The sequence below is a fragment of the Pseudoneobacillus rhizosphaerae genome (genome assembly GCF_917563885.1).
GTDB classification, from domain to species: domain Bacteria; phylum Bacillota; class Bacilli; order Bacillales; family Cytobacillaceae; genus Pseudoneobacillus; species Pseudoneobacillus rhizosphaerae.
This window is the reverse complement of record NZ_CAKJTG010000008.1, coordinates 1-23,248: the sequence shown is the minus strand read 5'-3', so window position 1 is coordinate 23,248 and position 23,248 is coordinate 1. Positions and strand designations below refer to the sequence as shown.

Sequence of the window (23,248 nt, the reverse complement as noted above, 5' to 3'; positions counted from 1 at the left end):
TTGTTCCACCACCTATTTTTGGAAGGTAATTTTTATGTGTTTTCCGTAGTCTTTTTCGATCGTTTGCAATGAAACAATCATACCTTCTAGCAAGAGTTGTACTTTCTTTTGTGTTTCCTCTGGTAAATCCATTGGAAATTCACAGCGAAGAAAGCCATCCTTTCCTTGTTCTGCTCTCGGCTCAAAGCCTGCTAATGCTTCAATCGCATTAACCGTTCCAAAAGAAACTGCTGATACACCTGCACAGACTAGGTCACGACCTCTTTTTGCGTAATCGGCATGCCCACTTAAAGTAAATGCTTGAATCAGACCGGATTCCAAACGATAAATCGTTACTTGAATCATCTGTGTTCAATCCCCTAATTAAGCGTTGATTTTTTCAATGACAACTTTAGTATATGGCTGACGATGACCTTGCTTTTTCTTGTAGTTCTTCTTCGCCTTATACTTGAAAACGATAAGTTTCTTTTGACGACCTTGCTTTTCAACTTTAGCAGTAACAGTTGCTCCAGCCACTACTGGGCTACCAACTTTAACTGTTTCACCACCAACAAAAAGAACTTTGTCAAAAGTAACCGTTTCACCAGCTTCAACGTTTAGCTTTTCAATGTAGATTGCTTGTCCTTCTTCTACCTTGATTTGCTTCCCACCAGTTTCGATAATTGCGTACATACTTGCACCTCCTCATTAGACTCAGACTCGCCATTTGCAGGCGTTTTGCTATTAAAGCAAAAACTTATTACCTACTTTGAGCGGTTGTAGCACGGGTGCGCTACAAACATAACATAAGAATCCTATCATATTTTTGGGGTTTATGTCAATAACAATTTAGGCAAATTCTGTGGTGATGAATTTGGGTTATGCGGGAGTAATTTGGATTATGCGGGAGTAAAAACCTATTATCCGGGAGTAAAACCCACTATCCAGTTTTATAAGCAAAAAAAACTCTCCCTATCACTAGAGAGAGCCCAGCTTCGTTATTTCATAAAATGGCTTACAATTCTCCACACACGAGAATCGAATCTTAATTCCAGTTGTTTCCTCTAGTCGCTCCAAATGAATAGCTTGCTCACAGCTAAATAAACCATAAACGGCTTCTGTTGTGGTCACTTCTATGACTTCACAATCAGTATTTCGGTATTCCCATAATTCACGTTCAAGCTGAAAGGCAACAGATTCTGCGCTATATACCCTTCCGGTTCCGCCACAGGTCGTACACTTTTGATGCAATGTTTCAGAAAAACTTGGTTTTGTTTTCCTTCTCGTTAGCTGTAGAATTCCTAATTCGGTAAATCCAATAATTCTTGTTTTTTTACTATCCTTTTTTAATGCCTTCTCCAACACATTGATTATGCTATCACGCTCACTATCATGCTTCATATCAATAAAATCAATTAAGATCATTCCGCCAAGATCACGAAGTGTAATTTGTCGTGCTGCTTCAACAGCTGCTTCAATATTGACCTGATGAACGGTACGCTCTCGATTCGTTTTACCAACAAATTTCCCACTATTTACATCAATAACCGTAAGGGCTTCTGTCTCATCAAAGACGATGCATGCACCTGAATCCAACCAAACAACACGCTTTAGCGCCTTTTCAACTTCATTCGCAACTGCCATTGCCGAAAAAATATTCTCCTTCTCATGATAGAAATGAAGGGAGATTTTGCCTTCTAAGCGTTTTTGAGAAAGAATTTTAGCTAGCTCTTGCTTTAGGCTCAATTCATCGACCCATAGCTCGCCTTCTGACACTGTGTTTAGGTCATCAGCCAGTTGGGAAAGAAATAGGTCCTTCCTTTCTAATAGCTGCGGCCCTCTACACAATATCGCCTCTTTTTGAAGGAGTTTATATTTCTGTCGCAACTCGCTTAATTCTACTTCAATTTCAGCTGTATTTGCCTTTGCGCTATTCGTTCGAAAAATTAATCCTTCCTGCTGTTCAACAAGGCTCTCACCAAATGCTTTTAATTCATCTCGCTTTAACGAGCTATCGATTTTTTGAGAGGTTGCTACGAATCCACCATGTGGCATGTAAATCAAATTTTCACCTTGAAGTTCAGGGACACCCGTTAGACGTGGCCCCTTCGTTCCAGTTGGATCCTTCTCTACTTGAACTACTATTCGTTCACCTTGATGTACAAACGAGGAAATCGGCTTTTGTTGGTTATCTTTAGAAGCTTGAATAAAGGAAGCTAATTTATCCCGATGAAGGAAGCCCTGTTTTTCCTCACCAATATCAATAAATGCAGCGTTCATTCCTGGTAATACCTTTGTTACAATCCCTAAATATATATTTCCAACTAATGATTGTTGAATCGGTTGGTCCACAAAGAGCTTCGTTACTTTTTTGCTTTCAATAAACACATATCTTTTTTCAGAAGTGGCGTAATTGACAATTATTTTCACCAAAACATTATCCTCGCTTTTTTACTTAGTAATCCTATTATATCAAAACTTAATATAAAAAAAGGAGGTCGCTTATTTTGGCATTGACTTGCTTCTCAGCAAAATAGGCATGTAACAGTTCATTTTCATCCAATGTTCCTGTTTCCTTTCCATTGTTATGGATGACAATTAGATGCTTTTTCCCACGATGAAATTCACCTAATACGTCTAAAATGAATTCATCTTCATCTACTTCAATGGACTTAAGAGTATGAAAGGTTTCCTTTTTGCCATAATATCGTTCTAATAAAAAACGCATAAACACATAAGGCTGTTGCTTCCATTCCGTGTACAACGAAATGATGATGAATGTAATAACAATCCAAACATTTAAATTAAATGGTGAAATGGTTAGCACTGCAACCGTGAATACAATGAGACTTCCTATTGATACTAGCAGTGTTTGGCGAAACGCATTGGGAAATGAATCCCTAAGGGAGAACATAAGAAAAACAATCTTACCACCATCAAGTGGCCAAATTGGCAGTAGATTAAAAATGAATACCATTAGATTATATTGAAAAAATAGCTCAAATAAATCTAATGAAATGATATCCAACTCAGCAAGAAGAAAACCAACGCCAATTAACCAAATATGCTGCAGTGGTCCAGCTAACGTGACAATAGCTTCTTCCCTCAAAGGACGATTTCCATGTTCATCAATTTCTGCCACCCCTCCGAAGGGGAGAAAACTAATTTTTTTTATTCGCCACGAAAAAAAAGATGCAGCAACCACATGGCCCATCTCATGAACAAAAATGATCAGCAATAATAGGCATAGTTCCATGAAATGGGCGGTTGCTACAGCGAAAAGAATGACTATCCACAATAGCGGATGGATATATATTTTTTGAATTAACGAGCGAACATTACTCAAAACGTATCACCTGTCTAGGATCGATAAAATCATTATCCTTTTTAACAGCTAAATAAAAGGATGAATGTGTTTGATCTTCCGTACTACTTGCAACACCAAGCTTTGTATCTTTAGCAATAAAATCATATAGTCTTACTTCAATCGTTGCTAAGTTTCCGTACCAGGTTTCACTCTTGTCTGTATGTTGAACGACAACAGTTTTACCAATTCCCTCTTTCACACCAGCAAATCTAACCATGCCTTCTTGTAGCGCATTAACAGCTGCATCTTTATTAGTCTCAATCATAATGCCTTGACCGTTTTGAGAAAAGTCCTCGATAATTCTACCAGAGGCAGGCAACGCATATTGTGTTTCATCAAGCGTGTCGTTTGGTTTCGGTTCGTCCTCTAAAAAAGGCAATAGTGCAAGCGGTTTGCCAAACTTTGTTTCATACCAATCTGAAACAGCCGCAAATTGAAAATCGGTTTCCATCGTGTTATTTACAACATCTCTAGCCTTTTGAAATGTAGGATTTTCATTTTTAAATAATATCCCGACGATTAATACTAAACAAACAGAGGCTAATATTTTAAAAACAAATAATTCTTTATTGAAAAGAGGATGAGTTCCCTCATCAGGTCCTGCCTCAAAGGAGGAGATTTTTTCAAAGCCATAACGTTCCTCATCTGTGGCCCATAATGGTGTCCTTGTTGGTGTCTGCTCCCGCGTTCTCTTTCGTTTAGCAATCCTTTTCCGGATTTCATCAGCTCTAGACATTTTCCCACCCAACCCTTTTTTCGCATTTGTACAAGTTTATGAGTTGTCGGACAAGAGTATGACAGAATGATTTTTTAATAAATAAAAAGACTAGGCGATTGAGCCTAGTCTTAGCGAACTCCGAAGAATTTTTTAATTTTTGTAAAAACACCTTTAGAATCAGTTTCTAATGATTCAAGTGGAATGGATTCGCCTAAAATTCTGCGAGCAATATTGCGATAGGAAATGGATGCTTTGCTATTTGGGTTAAGCGCAATTGGCTCTCCATGATTTGACGCTTTAATCACTTCATCGTCATCCGCTACGATACCGATTAATTCAATAGAAAGATGGGTAGTAATTTCATCTACATCCAGCATGTCCCCATTTTTCATCATATGATTTCGAATACGATTGATAACAAGCTTTGCTGGTTCGACATTTTCTTCTTTCTCTAACAGACCAATTATTCGATCCGCATCACGTACGGCCGAAACCTCAGGAGTTGTTACAACAATCGCTTTGTCAGCTCCTGCAACTGCATTTTTAAACCCTTGTTCAATTCCGGCAGGACAATCAATGACGATATAATCGAATTCTTGTTTTAGTTCTTCAATCAACTTTTTCATTTGAGTTGGAGTAACAGCATTTTTGTCTGTTGTTTGAGCAGCTGGTAACAAGTAAAGTAAATCCTCAAACCGCTTGTCTTTTACAAGTGCTTGATGAATTTTACACCGCTCCTCAACTACATCCACTAAATCATAGATGATCCGGTTTTCAAGGCCCATGACCACGTCTAAATTACGAAGACCGATATCCGTGTCAACTAAACAAACACGCTTGCCTTGTAGGGCCAAAGATGTACCTAAATTAGCAGATGTTGTGGTTTTGCCAACCCCGCCTTTACCTGATGTAACTACTATTGCCTCTCCCACTTTAGCGTCCCCCTTCGAATCTCGTTAAATTAGGTCTTAAACGCATTAAAACTTGTAATCTATCAACAATTATTTGATTATTATCATCAATGTATGCACATTCCATTTCTCGTCCAACGTCATCCTTCACATGCTCAGGAGCACGATTAATATACTGACTAATTCGTAATTGAGACGGATTCATATGGGAAGCAACAATTACCGCCGTCTCGTCACCACGGAAACCTGCATGAGCAATTCCTCTAAGTGATCCCATAATAAAAATGTTTCCACCTGCCATTACCGTTGCACCTGGATTCACATCACCAATTAATAATAAGTCACCATCAACTTCTAAAACCTGACCTGAGCGAATAATTCTCGAAACTGTCACAATTTCAGATTTACCTTTTATTTTCTCTGCTTCATCAACAGTTATCACATTTGATTCAATGGTTTCGACAACTAGATTTTTTTTCTGACGAATTAAGCTACGTATCTCTTCTTTTTGATCCTCAGATAAGTAGCGATTCCCTACTTTTACTTTAACAGTAATTAACGGTCGATCATCTTGAGACCGTAAACTCGCGGACAATTTATCATCTAGCTCTTTCATTAATTCATGGTAGGAACAAGAATCATCGAGATGTAATGTAAGTCCATCTTTTGTACCTTTAATCATCACGTTTTGTACTTTTTTCAAATTCATAACAAGATGTCACCTCTAATGATAGAAAGAATTCGACAAAAGATAAAAAAATCCTCTTTATCCTTTAAGGAATTCTGTCGATTAAGCTATCTGTTCACTTATTTTTTCAAATTGTTTCTTTAATGGATACACGAAAATAATCAGAAAAATAAAGTTGATGATTAGCGTGGGTAAAAGTCGCAAATTAACAAATTGTAGAAATGGCATCCCAGTAATATGAATTAAATAATTCATCTCATAAACAAGGACTTCTAATACTGCAATTCCTAACAAAACTACTAGTGTGGAAATGATGATATTTGTTTGTAAAATCTTCATTAGCTTTGATACAAAATAAGCAGTTAAAGGAAACATAAATAAATAAATCCCAATAACCTCGGTATAAACAATATCAAAGGTTAATCCAAAAAGAAGTCCGTACCAAATTCCTTGCTTTTTAGTACCATAAATAGTAAGCAATAGGATTCCCGCCAACAAAAATCGAGGCACTAAAATATGTCCATCCGTCAGAAATCTTACAGGAAATAGTTCAACGAATAAACTCTCTAAGATAAAAAGTAGAATAAAGATAGCAAAGGGAAGGAAACGTATCACAGCTCCTCCTCCTCATCGTCTACCATCTCAGACAAATCTGGTTGTACCATCTTACGATTAATCACCATGACATTCTCTAAATCATAAAAATTAGCCCCTGGCTTTACATAGGCTGTTTGATTCAAGCCATATTGGTCTGGAACTACCTCGACTACCTTACCAATTACTAAGCCCTCAGGAAAAATGCCACCTAGTCCAGATGTAATAACGTTTTGTCCTTTTTTAATTTTCGCATCATATGGAATCGTTTTAATAAGTAACAATTCACTTTCCTCATCATAGCCTTCGACTAGTCCATAAACTTCCTTATCTGCTTGAACAATCGCAGAGATTCGATACTTCGGATCCATCGTACTCAAAAGCTGCACAGTGGAGGTAAATTGAGAAATACTTTTAACTTTACCAACTAATCCCTTTGAAGTTATAACAGGCATATTTTCTTTAATCCCATTGATTTCACCTTTATTAATGATAATCATTTCATGCCAACGGTCCGGATTACGGGCCACAACAGAAGCTTGAATAGGATCAAAATCTCTTAACGATTCTTTTTTATCTAAAATATCTCTGAGTTCTTTATTTTCTTCATCAAGTAGATGAACTTGAGCCTCTAAACTCGCTAGTTTATCTAAACGCTTCTTAAGCTCTTTATTTTCATTGTATGTAATTTGCAAATCCTCAAGGTTCTCGAAAAAACCGGCCACGTAATGTGTAGGACTTGAAACAAGAGAGGTAACCCAGCCAGTTGTATCTTTAACAAACTTCTCTGGCCAGGTTAATCTTTCTCGGTCCCGTAATGAAAAGCCGATTAATGCCACGAGAATAATAATGCTGACAAGCAAAAAAATCAGGCGTTTATTCAGAAAAAACTGTGGCAATGATTACACCTCTAACTATTATCGCGAATCTTTCGCTTTATTTTTAAATAAATGAATATGATCAAGTGCTTTTCCAGTTCCAATGGCTACACAATCTAATGGATTTTCAGCGATTAGAACAGGCATGCTTGTTTCTTCACTAATAATCTTATCTATGTTACGCAGAAGTGCTCCGCCTCCCGTTAAGACAATCCCGCGATCCATAATATCGGCAGCTAATTCTGGTGGCGTTTTTTCAAGCGTATTTTTAACCGCATCCACAATGGCATAAACGGTATCATGTAGTGCTTTTGAAATTTCATCTGCGGTAATTTCAATCGTTTTTGGTAAACCAGTTAATAAGTCTCTACCTCTGATTTCCATATTTTCGATACCTTCTGGGTCACCTGCGGATCCAATTTCCATTTTGATAGCTTCTGAAGTTCGTTCACCAATCAACAAATTGTACGTTTTGCGAATATAATTAATCATCGCATCATCCATTTCATCCCCAGCAATTCGAATCGATTGACTTGTGACGATTCCTCCCAATGAAATGATTGCTACTTCCGTTGTTCCTCCACCAATATCCACAACCATACTACCAGTAGGTTCCCAAACTGGTAAATTAGCCCCGATAGCAGCTGCAAATGGCTCTTCAATCGTATACGCATCTCTAGCCCCGGCCTGTCTTGTCGCATCAATAACAGCACGTTCTTCAACCGCAGTGATGCCTGACGGAACACAAACCATAACATAAGGTTTTCGACCAAACATGCCACCCTTCGTTTTGGTAGCCTCACGGATATAGTATTTCATCATCGTTGCTGTTGTTTCATAATCAGCGATAACTCCATCCTTCATCGGTCTTTTAGCAACGACATTCCCTGGAGTACGCCCGATCATATTTTTCGCATCATTACCAACTGCAACAATTTGCTTCGTATCGGTTTGCAGTGCCACTACCGAAGGTTCTCTTAACACTACACCTTTTCCTTTTACAAAAACCAGCGTATTCGCTGTACCTAAGTCAATTCCTAAATCTCTAGTTCCAAGTCCAAACATCGTAGTATCTCCCTTTCTGATACGTTTAACGATTTAAAGTTAAGGCTTACCTATCTCTAAAATCACAAGAAACCTTAAAAAATCATAAACAATATTATATCGTAACGTTGATTAAAAAAATAGTACTCAATTTTTATAAATACCCTTTTTCCTTTAAACTAACAAACTTATTTTCCCCGATGATGAGATGATCTAATAGCTCAATCCCAATGATTTTACCACACTCCACTAAACGCTTCGTGACCTCGATATCTTCGCGGCTTGGAGCAGGGTCGCCACTGGGATGATTATGAAGGGCTATGATAGAGGCTGCAGACCGTTTTAAACCTTCTTTAAAGACCTCTCTAGGATGTACAATTGAGGCATTTAAACTTCCGATAAAGACAGTTTGTTTATGAATGACTTGATTTTTCGTATTCAAGTAAAGACAAACAAAATGCTCCTGCGATAAAAACCGCATATCATTCATCATGTAGTTTGCTCCATCCTCTGGGGAGCGAATGACATAACGGTCATCATAAGCGAGGTTGGCAATTCTTCTCCCTAGCTCGACAGCTGCCAAAACCTGAATCGCCTTCGCCTTACCAATTCCTTTAATTGCAGTAATTTCCTCTAAGGAAGCCGCCTTTAAATGTCGTAATCCCTCAAAATGGGTTAATAATCGGTTAGATAATTGAAGAACGGACTCTTGGCTTGTACCTGTACGAAGCAAAATCGCTACAAGCTCGTGATTCGATAAACTATGAGGGCCATTCGCAACAAAACGTTCCCGCGGTCGCTCATCTTGCGGAAAATCACGAATCATTAACGATTGTGTTTGTTCTGACTGCGTTTCTGTTAGCATAATTTTCTCCTCCCATAATCGGGAGTCAAAGGAAACGAGTTAAAAATGTAATGGAAAGCCAGCCCTTCTTAACTCTCGAACGGTCCTTGAAATCGGCAGACCGACGACACTAAAATAATCACCTTGAATTTCCTTTACTAAAAAGCTACCGAGCTGTTGAATTCCATAGGCTCCAGCCTTATCAAGCGGTTCACCACTTGATACATACATGTTGATTTCTGTTTCGGTTAACTCCCAAAACGTAACAGTTGTTTTTTCATAAAACGAAAATGCATCATTTGGTGTAACAATTGCGACACCCGTATACACTTCATGGGTTTTCCCAGAAAGTTTTCTAAGCATTTCAGCTGCTTCCACTTCATCATTTGGTTTTCCTAGCACAGTACCTTCTAGAACGACAATAGTATCAGCACCGAGGACAAAGGCTGTGGGATTATTCGCCGCAACGACCTTTGCTTTTCTTTCTGCAAGCAGCATAACCACTTCTTCTGGTGTCAACACTCGCGAAAAGCTTTCGTCGACATCGGGACTTTCGACCTCAAATTTGAGATGGATGTTTTCAAGAAGTTCTTTTCTGCGAGGAGATGATGAGGCTAAAATGAGGTGTTCCATTCCATTCACCTTACCTTTATAAATAGTATCATTAGGGAGATACAACTTAATCGTATCAAAAAAGGACTAGCTAAACAATTTATATTAAGCCTTTGTCGAAAATTTAATCTAAATGTAAAATAAAATAGAAGTCTGTCGTATAATTTTAACAGACTTCTATAATTTAACCCATTTCCCAGAAAATAATCGAATGATGCCGAACGCTTAAAGTGTAAGGTACGTCCTAATAAAGGAAAGTAGATGCTGCTGAGCCTCAATGACTAATGAGTGATTTTTCTGTTGATTATAAGCTGATAATTTTTCAATCGCACCTACTAAGTCTAAACGTAATTGTTCGATTTTAGTAGATTTAATTTCCTTTTTATCGATACTAAGTAAAAAGTCCTCTTGCTTTAGTAATACCTTTTCATCCATTGCTTCGGATAACATAACACTTGAAGCTAGAGAAGAGAGGGATTGATATACTACCTCTATTTCTTTTAGTAGATTAACTTCCGTACTTGTTAATTCATTTAAATCTTTCTCTGGTAAAGAATATGCTTTCGCAAACACTTCAATGTCATTTTCCTTCATCCTTGTTCCAATCGCCTTAGCCTTATCAATTGAATCAGCCAGTCCTAAAAAGAGAAAAGCTTGTCCATTTGCTTCAATAATTTGAGCTGGTACCCCTTTTTGCCTTACCTTTTCAGCTTCTATATTTGCTGAATCAACACTAGAAAATACGCCACCTTGAACAATATACGTGTTGATCGGCTGTAGCTGTAACGCCCCTGTAGCACCGACTGGAATTTCCTTATCCGTTGTCGTTTTCTGTGGAATGGTAGTAACTTGGTCAACCTTTGCTTCACTTATTACTAACTTCAGAACTAGAAAACCAAAGCTCGTCCCAATAACAACCGCTAATAATATAGAAAAAAGTAATGATTTTATTGGTCCAGAAGGTTGCTTCTTTTGTAAGCTTTTTTTTAAAATTGATATACTATTGTTTGTCTTTTTTCTCTCAACTGGTTGCTTAGCAATTATATATTCTTCAATTTCATCGTCATCATCATTAGGTAGAATCCAGTCAAAACTTTCATCAGCAGCTTCCTGCGTCGCAGCCACCTCTGTAAACCCATCATATTCTGTCGAAAGAGTGGACTCTCTTATTTCTGGTTGAGACTCTACTACTACATTACCAGTCTCTTCCTTATATTTCCGTTCGTTTCCGTTTATTTTTATCGTAATGGTACGATTACGTCTCTGATTATCCATCCCCCAAAACTCCTCTCTATTACGCCCAATTTGTTCCATCCTATCATAATGACAAAAAAAAATAACAAGACTTTTGTCGTCTTGTTATCGGAGATTTTCGTCAAATTTTTTAGTTATTCGCCAGTGTTTTCGGATAGGTCATCGAATTGCGTGAGTGGATTACGTTTGCTAGCGGGTTCTCCGCTATCAATTTTCGGCAAATCTTTTTGTAGGTCTTCTATACCCGGCATGTAATAAAGCGTTAAGGATACTTGATAGTTGAGAGGCTGCTGGTGTTTACCAAGGCTAGTTACTTCAGAACTACCAGAAAAATTTACCGATTCCACTGTAACAATTCTCTCTAAATTTTCAATCGTTTCAATGAACTTTTCTAAATCAAAATAGTTATGCGATTGGATTAATAGATTGACTGTTATTTTTTTAATTCCGGTAGGTTGGACAGATTCAGTAACAGGTTCTGTGATAGTCTCATTTTGTTCAAGCGTTTGACCTTCTTCTACTTCTGCATTTGATTGATGACCTTCGTTACCAGTCCCAAAACTCATATTTATAATTAAACTATTAGACATTGTTTCCGCTTTTTCAAGGTCAAGTATAAATTGATTGATTAATGGCTCAACAGGCAATCGTTTTTGTAAATATTGAGAATTTTCGATAACTGTCTCTTTTACATCTGTTTTTTGATTGATAACAGATTCATACGATTGTTCAGCCATCTTGTATTGATTATCTAACGATTTTAGAGTCCTTTTTAAAGGCTGGAGAAAATTAAAATAAACAAAGAGAAATATAAGTATACTTATTAAAATTCCAAATAAGAAGATTTTTTTTTCATTTTTACTAAATTGGAGGGTCACTTAGAATTCCCTCCTTCTTCTATGTATAACATTTCCTTCACTTTCTCTCTAGCAAGAGAAATATCAAATTCGCCTATATAACGCGGAATGAATTCATTATTAATCATTTCATTATAAAGATCTGCAGGTAAATCTGAAATTGTGGATAAACCTAAGCTGGTAATACTGACTTCATCAACCCACTCCGAATCCGTTAACCATTGTAAATACTGAGCTGCTTCCCGACTAGTATCAAATTGGACAGATAAATGGATAATACCTTTTTCATTATAACTATACTGAAGAATAAATCCTCTTTCTGGTAATAACGAAGTTAAATGCTTCAATACCTCTACAGCTTTAATCGGATAGGTTTCTGCCCATTTAACCGCACTTTTAAGTTCTTCTATGGAGGTAATTTCTTGCATTGTTATAAGTTTATCTTGTTCTTGCTGAAGTTTTCCATTTATTTGAAGAATTTTCTCTTTTAGAATCTGTTCTTCTTTTTGCATAGCATTCCCATAAATTAAAAAAAACAGTGTCCCTATTAGAATAACAGAGGATAAAACCGCTAAAATGATAAAAAGTGTAAAATTTTTACGTTCCTTTTTAGGTAAAAGGTTTATATCAACAAGCATATTCACACCTCTTTTATGGCTAGCCCGAGAGCAAGAAAATGTGATGGAGGGAAAGCAGATGATTTGCCTGACTTCCATTGATTTGTATCAATCGTTTGGATAGGAAGTTCGAAGCGCTCCTTCATTTCATCTAAAATAATCGCTAATAAAGGATGATCGCCGTTTAAAAGTATTTTAGATATTTGTTCATTTCCTTGGTACAGTGAATATCGATAAAAGTCCATTAATTTTTTTACTTCCTTATAGAAATTCTCGAGATCATTTGCCATTTGCAAAGTATCCCCTCTAAAGTTATATTGATGGGTTTTTGTACGCGTTGGAATGATCTCCCAAAACTCGCTTTGGAAGGGAATAGGAAATTGATGCAAAAAGATTGGGAATTCCTTTTCGAATATACAAATAAAAACACGATCAATGTCAATTTGCACCATCATTAAACGTTCATTTGCTTTCGCGGCATCCGAATGAAAATAAAGCCTATACAAGGATAATGGGGATATATCAGCCGCAATCGGTTTTAGTTTTAAGGTTGTTAGTAAGTTAGCATATTCCTTCACTTGTTGTTCAGGTGCGGCAAATAACAATGCTTCTTTCTTGCCTCCATTCTCAGGAAGCAGAACAGTATCAAACACGGGATCTTCAAATGGTAAATGGATACTGGTACCAATTTCCATATACATATAGCTAAACAATTCATCTGAATGTATTTCATCGGGGATTCTTAATTTGCGAATCATCACGAGTGGATCTGGTACAAGAAAACGTACTTTTCTTCGTGAAATCTTCCAATCATGAATACATTCATCCAAGATCATAACGAGAGTGGTAAAGTCACTAATTTTCCCCTCTTGAATTAATCCTTGAGGCAATAACTTTTCCCCCCAATTGATTGGTAAGGGGGAAGGCGAATTCTTAGCCTCAACATAACGAATGGAATGATCATTAAAGATTAAATTTGCAATACGTTTGTTATTTATAAAGTTCATAGTAACCTCTTTTACCCCGTCGTGATGATTCTTAAATAATTCTCAATGATTATATTACCATAAAAATAAGCTAACAATGTACCAATTGCAATAAAAGGACCAAATGGTACTGGTTTTTTTCTTGCAAGCACCCTTAATGCAATTCCGATTATTCCAAATATCGCACCAATAAGGGTTGCCAAAAAGAAAGAAAGTAGCATTAGCTTAGTACCAAGAGCAAAACCAATAACTGCATATAGCTTAATATCTCCACCACCCATTCCACCTTTGCTTACGATGGAAATGATGAGTAAAAGACTAAACCCTACTACTGCACCTAAAAGACTATCCCACCAAGGTTCGAGTGGAATAAGAAATCTTACTATTAGAAAAAGCGCCGAAAAGAACAGCAAGATTTTATCTGGAATTAAAGTGTAAGCAAGATCAGAAACTGTAATAATGACCAATAAAGAAATTAGCGTCCAGGCAATCCATAATTCACTTGTCCATCCCATTATAAAAGGCGCACTTATAAATAATAGCCCAGTAATGAGCTCGATAATGGGATAAAGGGGCGAAATGCCAACCTTGCATTGGCGGCATTTCCCCCTTTGAAGTAAATATGATAGGACTGGAATTAATTCTAATGGCCCTAAAGTGTGATGGCAATTTGGACAAGCTGACCTTGGTTTCACAATCGACTTTAGGATTGGAACTCGTAAGCCAACAACGTTAAAGAATGAACCGAATGCTAAACCGTAGAGCAGTAGAATTAAATATAGCATTTTATTAGTATCTTAATAATTCAGATTCAGATGCTAATCCGTCTTCTTTTAGTGTTGGATCTGTAGAGGAAGTAGGTATATTTTTATCCTTATCAACTAAATCTTCGGAATCGTGCTTATCAAGGAAATATTCGTATTTACCAGTTGATTTTTTTACTACTTTTACTTCGTAGTCTGGAACATTAGGGGTACCAGAACCTATATCTTTAACATTATCAAGATTATCCGCAAGTTGTGCAGCAGTTATAGTTGCAGTATCACCGATAAAACTTAGCTTATTCGTATTAGTATAAAGCTTTGCTGCATTAATAATTTGAAGACCTTCCGCAACCTTTGCATCATCTTTAGTTTTCTCAATTAACTTCCCAATATTCGGCACTGCAATCGCAGCAATAATTCCTAAAATAACGACAACTGCTAATAATTCTACTAAAGTTAAACCGCGTTGATTTTTCAGCCTTTTCTTGATCGATTTAAACATTTTGTTTCCTCCCTATTTTTTTGTTTTTAGTTCTATTTGCCTATCTACTAGGATTAATTTGATTATACTATATGCCTCTAGCAATTTATAAGGTAGTATTAAGAAATATTTATTTCCAATTATTGAACATGATTGAAAATATCAAACATTGGAATCATGATGGATAGGACTATAGTCCCGACTAGGCCAGCTAATACTAGAATCATGATTGGTTCTATTAATGATTTTAGTCGATCGGTGCTTGCATCGACTTCTTTTTCATAAAAATCGGCCACTTTGGCAAGCATTTCATCTAATGCCCCTGTTTTTTCACCAATGGCAATCATTTGGGTTACCATTGGAGGAAAAGCCCAATGGTTGCTCATAGGTTCTGAAATCGACTGGCCTTTTTCTAGAAACTCTCGTGATTCTCTTAATACCCGAGCAATCACTTCATTTTCTACAACATTTTCAACGATCGTCATCGCTTGTAAAATAGGTACTGAACTAGAAAATAATGAGCTCATGGTTCTGGTCATACGAGCTAGAACAGCCTTCTGCATCATCTTCCCAAATATTGGTATTTTCAGAACAAAAAGATCAATAAAATAACTTGTTTCTTTTCTATTCTTTAAAAAAATAATAGCAGCAATAAACCCTAACATTAGAAGAATGACTAGCCACCAAAAAGATTGCATCCACTCACTTGCATTTAGTACAAATAAGGTTATAGCCGGCAAATCTGCTCCAAACCCCTGAAACATTCCCACAAAAGTAGGAACAACCTTAACTAATAAGAAAATAACAACACTAATTGCAACTAATCCAACTGTTAGTGGATAGGCAAGGGCTGAGCTGATTTTTTGTCTAGTATGATGCTGTTTTTCAAAATGAGTCGCTAAACGGTCCAGAGTTTCTTCGAGATTACCTCCCGCCTCTCCAGCCTTCACCATATTGATAAACATAGGTGAAAAAACTTTTGGATGCTTGGAGGCCGCACTTGAGAGCGGATTTCCTTCTAGCAGCTCTTGTACCATATCTAGTAATACCTTTTTTAACGCCTTGCTGTCCGTTTGCTCCGTAAGAATTTTCGTCGAATCGACAACTGGAACCCCCGCTTTCAAAAGCGTTGCAAATTGTCTTAAGTACATAACTAGATGCTGAAGCTTTACAGGATTACCGATTGAAATATCTCTTGTCAAAAGGGTTTCTGCTACCTCGTTCAATTCAATCACACGAATCCCTTCTTCACGAAGGAGCTGAAGCGCTTCTCGTTTAGAGCCAGCTTGAATTGTCCCCGATTTTTTCCCTTTTATATCACGGCCAGCATATTGGAATCTGGCCATATTAACCTTCTAGCTCCTGTAAATAAGGGATGGCGGTTTCTTTATCTATTGCTCCATTTTCAAGTAATTCCTTAATGCTTGTCTCAAACGTATGCATTCCTTGGGCACGTGATGTTTGCATAACACTCACAATTTGGTGTATTTTTTCATTTCGGATTAAGTTCCCAACAGCCGGATTATTAATTAATATTTCAGTTGCTGCTCTTCTTCCTTTTTTATCAACCGTAGGAAATAATCGTTGCGAAATAATGGAAACTAAAACAGACGCAAGTTGAATCCGTATTTGCGGCTGCTGTGACGATGGGAAGACATCAATAATCCGGTTAATGGTTGAAGGGGCACTTGAAGTATGAAGTGTTCCCAAAACTAAATGGCCAGTTTCAGCAGCGGTAATGGCTGTGTGGATCGTTTCTAGGTCGCGCATTTCTCCTACAAGAATCACATCAGGGTCTTGCCTCAATGCTGCTCTTAACCCATTGGAGAAATTATTCGTATCCGCTCCAACCTCTCGCTGGTCAATAATGGATGTTCCATGTTTATGCAAATACTCAATCGGATCCTCAAGGGTAATGATGTGCTTTCGTAAATTTTGATTCATATATTGAATCATCGCAGCTAGCGTAGTTGATTTACCACTTCCTGTTGGTCCTGTAACTAGAACAAGACCTTGATGCCTTTCGGCGATTTCCTTTAAAACGTTTGGAAGCTGCATATCTTCAATTGTCGGGATTTTTGTAGGAACTATTCTGATCGCTAAAGCTACACATCCACGTTGAAAATACGTATTGATACGATATCTTGACAAACCTGGAATTCCGTAAGAGAAATCGAGTTCTCCCTTTTCTCTGAAGTTTTCCCATTGATATGGTGGGACAATGGCTTTAGCCATTTGTTCTGTTTCCTCAAGTTTTAGTGCATCCTTACCATAACGTTTCAAATCCCCATTAATTCGCATGATGGGTGGAACCCCGACCGTTAAATGAATATCAGATGCTTTTAATTCAAATCCGGCACGAAGCAAGTGCTCGATTTTCTCTTGCATATCGTTCACTCCTAATCTAAATAGGCTACTTTCAACACTTCCTCTGTTGTAGTTAAGCCTTGTTTCACTTTTAGTAATCCATCATCAATGAGGAAAACTGTCTTATTCGAAGTGGCAATGTCCTTTAGACTTTGAATAGATTCTTCATTCATTATGACACGACGAATTTCATCATCTATGACCAAAACCTCATGGATCGCTATTCTCCCCTTATAACCAGACATATTACAAGCTGAGCAACCATTTCCTCGGACGACTTTTTCAATCATAATTCCACGTTTTGCAAAGATTTCTTTTTCCATCAGTGTTGGAAGTTGTTCGGTTCGACAATCTCTGCAAACCTTTCTCACTAATCGTTGCGCCACAATCCCACTTAGAGAAGATGCAACTAAAAAGGGCTCCACACCCATATCAATAAGTCGTGTAATGGTTCCAATCGAATCATTCGTATGAAGGGTACTCAAGACAAGATGTCCTGTAAGTGAAGCTCTTATTGCAACCTCAACAGTTTCTTTATCACGAATTTCCCCAACCATAATAATATTAGGGTCTTGTCTCAAAATCGAGCGCAAACCTTTGGCAAAAGTCATCCCAACATTTGGATTAACTTGTATTTGATTTACCCCTTCAATTTGGAATTCAACGGGATCTTCTATCGTGACAATATTAACTTCGGAACTGTTTAATTGATTTAAAGCGGAATATAAGGTTGACGACTTCCCTGAACCTGTCGGACCCGTAATTAACACCATTCCTGTGGGTTTTTGAATCATACTTAAAAATCGTTTAAGATTTAGTTTATTAAAACCAATATTTTCTATATCACTGATGGTACTTCCTAGATCAAGGACACGAATAACGATTTTTTCCCCATAGACTGTTGGAACCGTCGAAATACGTAAATCAACCGTATGATGGTCTAAATGTACTTTCATTCGACCGTCCATTGGTACTCGAGTTTCAGTTATGTCTAATTGTGCTAAAACCTTTATTCTTGCAGTTAAGACACTTTGCAGTTGTTTCGGTAAGATTCTTTCTACACGCAGTACTCCATCAACCCTATTGCGAATGACAATTTTATATTCCTGTGGGTCAATATGAATATCACTAGCCTTGCTCGTGACAGCATTTAGAAAAATCGAATTTACTAATCGAATGATGGGTGAATCCTGTTGTTCACTAACCTTTTCTTCCTGCACCCGATTAACTACAGGCACTTGATCGATAAATTCATCAAACTCTGAATCAACTTCATAAAGTTTATTTATTGCTTTAACAATATCATCTTTAGTCGCGATAACAGTTTCAATATGAAAACCAGTAGTTAAGCGCAAGTCATCTATCGCATAAAAGTCCATCGGATCGGACATTGCAACGAACAGTTTTTCGCCTTCTTTTTTGATTGGAATGAGGTTATTCCGTCTGGCAACCTCTTTTGGTACAAGATGAAATAATCTAGTGTCGAATGGGTATTTATACAAACTAATATGTGGAATACCTAGCTGAATTTCCAATACTTGAATGAGCTGTTGTTCGGTTATATAGCCCTTTTCTAATAAGGCATCGCCTAATTTTTGGCTCGGACTTTTATCTTTCAAAGTTGAGAGTAATTGTTGTTCTGAAATTAGACCAGCTTCTACAAGCATGTCTCCAAGCCTTTTTCTTTGTTGACTCAAGCCAAACCCCTCTTCCAAAGTGAAGTTATTTATCTATTTCATCAGGTTTTCCCCATAATGGTTCAGTTTCAGCGTCTGAATCAGTTACAGTGTCGTCGTTTGGAGAATTCGTGGATTCAGAATTATTACTTCCTGTTTCATAATTTGTATGCTCATTTATTATTAATCCCGAACTACCACTGCCTTGATTACCAGAATCAGCTAAGGCTAATCCAAATACTTGAACTTGATGAACAGGCGGATAATAATCCTTTGAAATAGGATGTTGTTCAATAATGACATCATTATAATCCTTAACTAATCGGGATAGCTCTATATATAACCCTTTTTGACCTTCTCTTTTAATTGTGGAATTTCCAGGTTCCAATAATGGACTGTATTGTTTAATTGTTTTTGGAGCAAATTCTTGCAAGCCATTTTCGACTATTTTGTATTGATACAGGAATGGAATACCTAATACGTCTAAGGTTAAAGTGCTTTCATCACTATAAATTTCGATCGTATATTCATCTTCATTAGGATTATAAAATGCAAGGTCCATTTGAAGACTAGAATCAATCTTTGCTTCGTAGCCAGCTGATATTCCTTCCGGCAATTTCATTCCAATATGCCTTTCTAAAACTTGAAAATTTGTTGGCAAAATGGCTTGGTAAATACCTGATGATAATAATCCAAGTGAATAACTGTCTAACTCGATAAATCCTTGTTTTTCTAAAAAACCTAAAAGTGAAAAGGTGGATTTCGGTTCCAAAAATATGGTTGCACCAAAGTTTTGAAGGTTCATTTCTTGTGTCGGAATAGTTATTGTATGAATGATTTGGGGCTGTTTAACAGGGCTTAGAAGGTAATCTCCTAGATTGATTTCAATTGTACCTGTCTCAAATGAGTTCGCAATCGAAAAAATATCTAATTTTAACTTTTCCACATCTAATTCATCGTTTAGTGAACTAGTGGTTAAGTTTTCTAAAGCTGTGTTAAGGGATTCTGCCTCTATATTTATTAACAATTCATTTTTCGAACCACTTTTAGCATGTTGAAGCGACTCATCTATCATAAAATGAATATTCTCGATTGGAAATGGTACACTTTCCTCCAAATAGGATAATTGAATGATATTATTTGCTTGCCACTCTGACACTCGAGTCGTTAAGAGTTGCAGAGCCTCTACTTTTTCTAGACCACTGACATTTTCAGGACCAATCCATGTATTTTCAGAAAACTGGCTTGATTTAGTAACAATACTTTCAAATGCTAATACGCCATAATGGGAAAAACTAAAAATTAGAAAGGTTGATATTAAAATGACTAAATTAATTCTAAAACCAAATGTAATTTTCATAATTAATTAACCCCTCTTAAAAAAGTTTTTCCAACTTTATACCCTTATCATTTGGGGGAAGTCCAGGTACATTCGTTCTAGTAACTCCTGTTTCCTCTTCAATTAATAACTGCTCAATCTCTGATAAATACTGGGAAGAATACATTGTAGTTTGACAATTCGGTTTCTCTAGATGTTCAATTTCTTCAAATTCAATTAACTCAATAGGTATCTCATCAACTTCCTTTTCTTCCTCTATAGTTGTTGCTACCAAAGATTGGATGTCTGATTCTTCGAAATAAAGCTTTGATAGTTCTTCAATTTCAGAGGTGCTTTCAAGAAGCTCCAAAGGTTCAACTTCTTTAACTAAGGCTACATCCTCTAATAAGTTTTCAGAGTTAAACGGATCAAATTCATATTCTAAATCGACTGAGTTACTTTCAATTTCCGATACAAAAGTCTCATTTCCGTTTTCTATGACAAAGGAATCAACTTCATTTTCTGAAATTAAAGATGTATTTTCGTTTTTTGAAGCATATGATGCAATATCCATTTCAGAAACGAAATTATCAACATTATCTTCAGTTAACAATCTTTCAGCATTAGATGCTATTACTTTTTCCTGTTTAATAAGAAATACGTCTTTAAATACATTAGAAGGATTGTACCCTTCCATTTCATTAAAGTTTTCGTAAACAACATCCTCGGATTGAATGGTTTCAGACATTCTTTTATTAAGAAGAATACTTATTGAGCTGGATAATGCTATCATTAAAAGAGCAGTTTGCCAAAATGGCATTACATATTTCGACAAAATTCCGGCAAGCGAAATTACCAGCGAAATCATCAAGAGGAAAAACTTTTGCTTCGCATTTATACGAACTGGTAAAAGTAAAAGGATTGGAAATATAATAAAAACCGATACAAGAGCAAATAGAAAGTTCAATTTTTTCACCCTTTACAAAAGCAGATAGGTAATAAGACCTAAAAAATACCCTAATTCTAATTTATTGTATAATAAGATTTAATATTTTAAAAGAAAACAAAAATAGTATTTCAGTTAAATTAGTGTTTTGTAGTCATTAACTTCCAGTTAAATAAAGGGCATCCTTATAAAATTAAATAGGATCCCCTTTTCAACTTACATATATCACCATTTAATAAATTACATTTAGATTACTCTCAATAATGCCCCATTCGCTAATATCATAAAAATACTCTACTTGTTGTTCTATTAACGGAGGGCAGGTTTGAGCTGTTTTGATTTCAGGATATGGATCCCATGTGTTAGTTGTGCCAGTTCTTAATCGATAGGCGTTCCCTCGAATACACACATAATTTGTATTTGTTCCTCCTAAATCAACAGAATACTTGAAATAAGCATCTCCTGAGATGATAAGGATACCATTATTTCCATTGAATGTGACTGAATAGGGTTTATTATGTGCTTCAATACCTTCAAACCATGCGTTTCCACCAATCATTAGTTTTCCATTTCCTCCAATTATAACAGCAGAAAAAAAGTGCGCCGATGAATACATTTGAGTTGTACTTTGCCCTGAGAGTTTGACTGGATTTGTAACATTCACTAAAGGTAATATATTAGGGTCTACTGGAACAGTAGAACCACCGGTCCCTCCCCCACCTGTACCCGGAACCGTTTCAGTAGCGACCTTATTTTCGATCACAAAGAAAGCCTTTATACTTTTTTCTGATTTCCCTTCTACTTTACCAATACTTTCAATTGGAACCGTCATATTTTTAAAACTGTCACAGGTCGTTACTTTTGTATCGTTTTTAGCGGTAATGGAATACGGTTCAAAATTTCTTATTTGAAATAAATGATTTTGGTTCGCATCCATCCTAATCTCTTTTGGGAAAAAAGTATTAAAATAACTGAATTGAACCTTTAATTTTTCACAAAAAAGCGTGTCATGATTTATCGTGTTGTTCATATATCTCGTATCTTTTTTTGACTCTTCAATTGCTTTCGAAACAAGGCTTTGCAAATAGGCATGTGTATAATGTATCCCCATTTCTGACATGTCTTTAGCTTGAGTATTTCCTTCATTTTTTTGAATTTGAATGGAAGTGTTAATCGTTTTCGGTATTAATAACATGCCAAATGAAATAATCAAGATAATAATAATTAATACATTAAGCAGGACATATCCGCGGTCGTTCTTACAATATTTCATTGTTTTCCACCTCTACAACCTACTAATAATCGTGCTAATTTCGAATTTATTCGTACGATCCTTCTTATTTATCAATGTTAATTTATGGACAATAATAGGAATTTTTTTATTGATGGTCAACGTTTGAGAATTGACTGTTGTACTGCTCGTATCAATAACAAATGAACTTGTCCCATTGGAGGATTTAAGCTCAAGTCTTATATCATAATTTTGACTGGATAAGGAATTTTCACCAATTGTCATTACCCAATCTTCAGAATTACTACGCTGGTAAGTAATCGTATAAGGATCGCTTCCAGCACTTAAATGGGCTCCAGAAATCATTGAGATAATTATATTCGCCTCTTGACGAAATTTAATATGTGTGTCACTTATTTCCATACTTCGAAAACTCTGCATTAGAACCCCAGATATTAAGCCCATGATGGTCAATGATAGGGAAATCGTAACTAATAACTCAATTAATGTGATACCTTGATTATTTTTTATCATCTCTACTTCCCCCTTATATATCCAAATGTTTCGGAAAGAAGTTTCTGATTAGTAGAAACAGGTGAATTGGAAATTTTTATATTAATAACATATAAAATCGGAAGTCCTGTATAAGATGATGATGCTTGTTTTGTAATCGATATTTCTGGATAGTAATTCCTATCATTTACTTTGTAGTAGCATGCTGAAGGTTCAAGAACAGAAATTAATTCTGTTGGATAAATACCCGGATAATTTGAACAGTTAAGGCTAATAACATTTTGATCTAAGGTATTTTTATACTTTTCTTCTACAATTTTTAATGTTTTGCTCGCCAAATTGAAAGCAACAAGCTCTTCTTCATTTTTTCCAGAAAAGATTAAAGAATTGTTAAAAAAGGTAAAGAATGAAGTAAGGATTATAAATAATAATATAATAGAAGCGAGCACTTCAATTAGGGTAATGCCATTCTGATTTAGTCTTTTCATTTTATTTTGCATACCCAAAAGTTCCCACCTTTCATACTAATAACATTACAAACTTAATTATATCAATGATTTAGTATAAATATCGAAAATAATTTATGTCAATATAGTATTCACA

General features: G+C 36.3%; 26 protein-coding genes and 1 other annotated feature. All 26 genes read right to left on the bottom strand.

Annotated elements, in window-relative coordinates:
* Positions 1-12: 12 nt before the first annotated feature.
* The gene (locus LRP83_RS08150; protein WP_230496203.1) at positions 13-345 is read right to left on the bottom strand and encodes a ribosomal-processing cysteine protease Prp; all 333 of its coding nucleotides are present in this window, start codon (positions 343-345) and stop codon (positions 13-15) included.
* Positions 346-363: 18 nt separating this feature from the next.
* Positions 364-672 (bottom strand): 50S ribosomal protein L21, encoded by a 309-nt coding sequence (gene rplU, locus LRP83_RS08145; RefSeq protein WP_230496202.1) that lies wholly within the window; start codon positions 670-672, stop codon positions 364-366.
* Positions 673-685: 13 nt separating this feature from the next.
* Positions 686-768 (bottom strand) — a sequence feature (ribosomal protein L21 leader region).
* Between the two features lie 189 nt (positions 769-957).
* Positions 958-2,409, bottom strand: a complete 1,452-nt coding sequence (locus LRP83_RS08140; protein ID WP_230496397.1) for an Rne/Rng family ribonuclease — start codon at positions 2,407-2,409, stop codon at positions 958-960.
* Between the two features lie 49 nt (positions 2,410-2,458).
* Positions 2,459-3,325 (bottom strand): M50 family metallopeptidase, encoded by an 867-nt coding sequence (locus LRP83_RS08135; protein ID WP_230496201.1) that lies wholly within the window; start codon positions 3,323-3,325, stop codon positions 2,459-2,461.
* Positions 3,318-4,082 carry a M23 family metallopeptidase gene (locus LRP83_RS08130; protein ID WP_230496200.1) on the bottom strand — a complete coding sequence of 255 codons (765 nt, stop codon included), beginning with the start codon at positions 4,080-4,082 and terminating at the stop codon, positions 3,318-3,320. The genes LRP83_RS08135 and LRP83_RS08130 overlap by 8 nt, the downstream gene beginning before the upstream one ends.
* Positions 4,083-4,192: 110 nt before the next feature.
* The gene (gene minD / locus LRP83_RS08125) at positions 4,193-4,996 is read right to left on the bottom strand and encodes a septum site-determining protein MinD (RefSeq protein ID WP_230496199.1); all 804 of its coding nucleotides are present in this window, start codon (positions 4,994-4,996) and stop codon (positions 4,193-4,195) included.
* 1 nt (position 4,997) lies between these two features.
* Positions 4,998-5,678: a septum site-determining protein MinC gene (gene minC, locus LRP83_RS08120; RefSeq protein WP_290369525.1), complete on the bottom strand. Its 681-nt coding sequence runs from the start codon at positions 5,676-5,678 to the stop codon at positions 4,998-5,000.
* A gap of 87 nt (positions 5,679-5,765) precedes the next feature.
* On the bottom strand, positions 5,766-6,278 hold the full coding sequence (mreD, locus tag LRP83_RS08115) for a rod shape-determining protein MreD (RefSeq protein WP_230496197.1): 513 nt from the start codon (positions 6,276-6,278) through the stop codon (positions 5,766-5,768).
* Entirely contained in the window at positions 6,275-7,156 is an 882-nt protein-coding gene (mreC, locus tag LRP83_RS08110; RefSeq protein ID WP_230496196.1) for a rod shape-determining protein MreC, read from the bottom strand. Before mreC ends, mreD begins: the two co-directional genes overlap by 4 nt.
* Positions 7,157-7,174: 18 nt before the next feature.
* Positions 7,175-8,200: a rod shape-determining protein gene (locus tag LRP83_RS08105; RefSeq protein WP_230496195.1), complete on the bottom strand. Its 1,026-nt coding sequence runs from the start codon at positions 8,198-8,200 to the stop codon at positions 7,175-7,177.
* Between the two features lie 133 nt (positions 8,201-8,333).
* Entirely contained in the window at positions 8,334-9,044 is a 711-nt protein-coding gene (radC, locus tag LRP83_RS08100) for a RadC family protein (protein WP_290369515.1), read from the bottom strand.
* 39 nt (positions 9,045-9,083) lie between these two features.
* On the bottom strand, positions 9,084-9,656 hold the full coding sequence (locus tag LRP83_RS08095; protein ID WP_230496194.1) for a Maf family protein: 573 nt from the start codon (positions 9,654-9,656) through the stop codon (positions 9,084-9,086).
* A gap of 204 nt (positions 9,657-9,860) precedes the next feature.
* Positions 9,861-10,910: a hypothetical protein gene (locus LRP83_RS08090; protein ID WP_230496193.1), complete on the bottom strand. Its 1,050-nt coding sequence runs from the start codon at positions 10,908-10,910 to the stop codon at positions 9,861-9,863.
* 113 nt (positions 10,911-11,023) lie between these two features.
* The gene (locus LRP83_RS08085) at positions 11,024-11,626 is read right to left on the bottom strand and encodes a type 4a pilus biogenesis protein PilO (protein ID WP_230496192.1); all 603 of its coding nucleotides are present in this window, start codon (positions 11,624-11,626) and stop codon (positions 11,024-11,026) included.
* A 137-nt stretch (positions 11,627-11,763) separates the two neighbouring features.
* On the bottom strand, positions 11,764-12,384 hold the full coding sequence (locus LRP83_RS08080; RefSeq protein WP_230496191.1) for a PilN domain-containing protein: 621 nt from the start codon (positions 12,382-12,384) through the stop codon (positions 11,764-11,766).
* 2 nt (positions 12,385-12,386) lie between these two features.
* Positions 12,387-13,370 (bottom strand): type IV pilus biogenesis protein PilM, encoded by a 984-nt coding sequence (gene pilM / locus LRP83_RS08075; RefSeq protein WP_230496190.1) that lies wholly within the window; start codon positions 13,368-13,370, stop codon positions 12,387-12,389.
* A gap of 11 nt (positions 13,371-13,381) precedes the next feature.
* Positions 13,382-14,134, bottom strand: coding sequence for a prepilin peptidase (locus LRP83_RS08070; RefSeq protein WP_230496189.1), 753 nt, complete (start codon positions 14,132-14,134; stop codon positions 13,382-13,384).
* Between the two features lie 4 nt (positions 14,135-14,138).
* Positions 14,139-14,615: a type II secretion system protein gene (locus tag LRP83_RS08065; protein ID WP_230496188.1), complete on the bottom strand. Its 477-nt coding sequence runs from the start codon at positions 14,613-14,615 to the stop codon at positions 14,139-14,141.
* Positions 14,616-14,734: 119 nt separating this feature from the next.
* A complete protein-coding gene (locus LRP83_RS08060) occupies positions 14,735-15,940 on the bottom strand; it encodes a type II secretion system F family protein (RefSeq protein ID WP_230496187.1) in 1,206 nt (401 codons plus the stop codon).
* A 1-nt stretch (position 15,941) separates the two neighbouring features.
* Positions 15,942-16,982 carry a type IV pilus twitching motility protein PilT gene (locus tag LRP83_RS08055; RefSeq protein WP_230496186.1) on the bottom strand — a complete coding sequence of 347 codons (1,041 nt, stop codon included), beginning with the start codon at positions 16,980-16,982 and terminating at the stop codon, positions 15,942-15,944.
* Between the two features lie 11 nt (positions 16,983-16,993).
* Entirely contained in the window at positions 16,994-18,658 is a 1,665-nt protein-coding gene (locus tag LRP83_RS08050; protein WP_230496185.1) for a GspE/PulE family protein, read from the bottom strand.
* A gap of 25 nt (positions 18,659-18,683) precedes the next feature.
* Positions 18,684-19,997 (bottom strand): VanW family protein, encoded by a 1,314-nt coding sequence (locus tag LRP83_RS08045; protein WP_230496184.1) that lies wholly within the window; start codon positions 19,995-19,997, stop codon positions 18,684-18,686.
* Between the two features lie 16 nt (positions 19,998-20,013).
* A complete protein-coding gene (locus LRP83_RS08040; protein ID WP_230496183.1) occupies positions 20,014-20,823 on the bottom strand; it encodes a hypothetical protein in 810 nt (269 codons plus the stop codon).
* Positions 20,824-21,133: 310 nt separating this feature from the next.
* The gene (locus LRP83_RS08035; protein ID WP_230496182.1) at positions 21,134-22,174 is read right to left on the bottom strand and encodes a hypothetical protein; all 1,041 of its coding nucleotides are present in this window, start codon (positions 22,172-22,174) and stop codon (positions 21,134-21,136) included.
* Between the two features lie 12 nt (positions 22,175-22,186).
* On the bottom strand, positions 22,187-22,666 hold the full coding sequence (locus LRP83_RS08030) for a type II secretion system protein (RefSeq protein ID WP_230496181.1): 480 nt from the start codon (positions 22,664-22,666) through the stop codon (positions 22,187-22,189).
* 2 nt (positions 22,667-22,668) lie between these two features.
* Positions 22,669-23,145, bottom strand: coding sequence for a type IV pilus modification PilV family protein (locus LRP83_RS08025; RefSeq protein WP_230496180.1), 477 nt, complete (start codon positions 23,143-23,145; stop codon positions 22,669-22,671).
* Between the last annotated feature and the right edge of the window lie 103 nt (positions 23,146-23,248).

Bases quoted from the DNA above. Each gene is read 5' to 3' on its own strand.
- pilM (WP_230496190.1), bottom strand. From the start codon at position 13,370: ATGAACTTTATAAATAACAAACGTATTGCAAATTTAATCTTTAATGAT.
- LRP83_RS08055 (WP_230496186.1), bottom strand. From the start codon at position 16,982: ATGCAAGAGAAAATCGAGCACTTGCTTCGTGCCGGATTTGAATTAAAA.
- LRP83_RS08130 (WP_230496200.1), bottom strand. From the start codon at position 4,082: ATGTCTAGAGCTGATGAAATCCGGAAAAGGATTGCTAAACGAAAGAGA.
- LRP83_RS08065 (WP_230496188.1), bottom strand. From the start codon at position 14,615: ATGTTTAAATCGATCAAGAAAAGGCTGAAAAATCAACGCGGTTTAACT.
- LRP83_RS08085 (WP_230496192.1), bottom strand. From the start codon at position 11,626: ATGGCTGAACAATCGTATGAATCTGTTATCAATCAAAAAACAGATGTA.
- LRP83_RS08090 (WP_230496193.1), bottom strand. From the start codon at position 10,910: ATGGATAATCAGAGACGTAATCGTACCATTACGATAAAAATAAACGGA.
- LRP83_RS08025 (WP_230496180.1), bottom strand. From the start codon at position 23,145: ATGCAAAATAAAATGAAAAGACTAAATCAGAATGGCATTACCCTAATT.
- rplU (WP_230496202.1), bottom strand. From the start codon at position 672: ATGTACGCAATTATCGAAACTGGTGGGAAGCAAATCAAGGTAGAAGAA.
- LRP83_RS08080 (WP_230496191.1), bottom strand. From the start codon at position 12,384: ATGCTTGTTGATATAAACCTTTTACCTAAAAAGGAACGTAAAAATTTT.
- LRP83_RS08060 (WP_230496187.1), bottom strand. From the start codon at position 15,940: ATGGCCAGATTCCAATATGCTGGCCGTGATATAAAAGGGAAAAAATCG.
- LRP83_RS08030 (WP_230496181.1), bottom strand. From the start codon at position 22,666: ATGATAAAAAATAATCAAGGTATCACATTAATTGAGTTATTAGTTACG.
- LRP83_RS08105 (WP_230496195.1), bottom strand. From the start codon at position 8,200: ATGTTTGGACTTGGAACTAGAGATTTAGGAATTGACTTAGGTACAGCG.
- radC (WP_290369515.1), bottom strand. From the start codon at position 9,044: ATGCTAACAGAAACGCAGTCAGAACAAACACAATCGTTAATGATTCGT.
- LRP83_RS08035 (WP_230496182.1), bottom strand. From the start codon at position 22,174: ATGAAATATTGTAAGAACGACCGCGGATATGTCCTGCTTAATGTATTA.
- LRP83_RS08040 (WP_230496183.1), bottom strand. From the start codon at position 20,823: ATGATTTCGCTGGTAATTTCGCTTGCCGGAATTTTGTCGAAATATGTA.
- LRP83_RS08095 (WP_230496194.1), bottom strand. From the start codon at position 9,656: ATGGAACACCTCATTTTAGCCTCATCATCTCCTCGCAGAAAAGAACTT.
- LRP83_RS08070 (WP_230496189.1), bottom strand. From the start codon at position 14,134: ATGCTATATTTAATTCTACTGCTCTACGGTTTAGCATTCGGTTCATTC.
- LRP83_RS08150 (WP_230496203.1), bottom strand. From the start codon at position 345: ATGATTCAAGTAACGATTTATCGTTTGGAATCCGGTCTGATTCAAGCA.
- LRP83_RS08045 (WP_230496184.1), bottom strand. From the start codon at position 19,997: ATGAAAATTACATTTGGTTTTAGAATTAATTTAGTCATTTTAATATCA.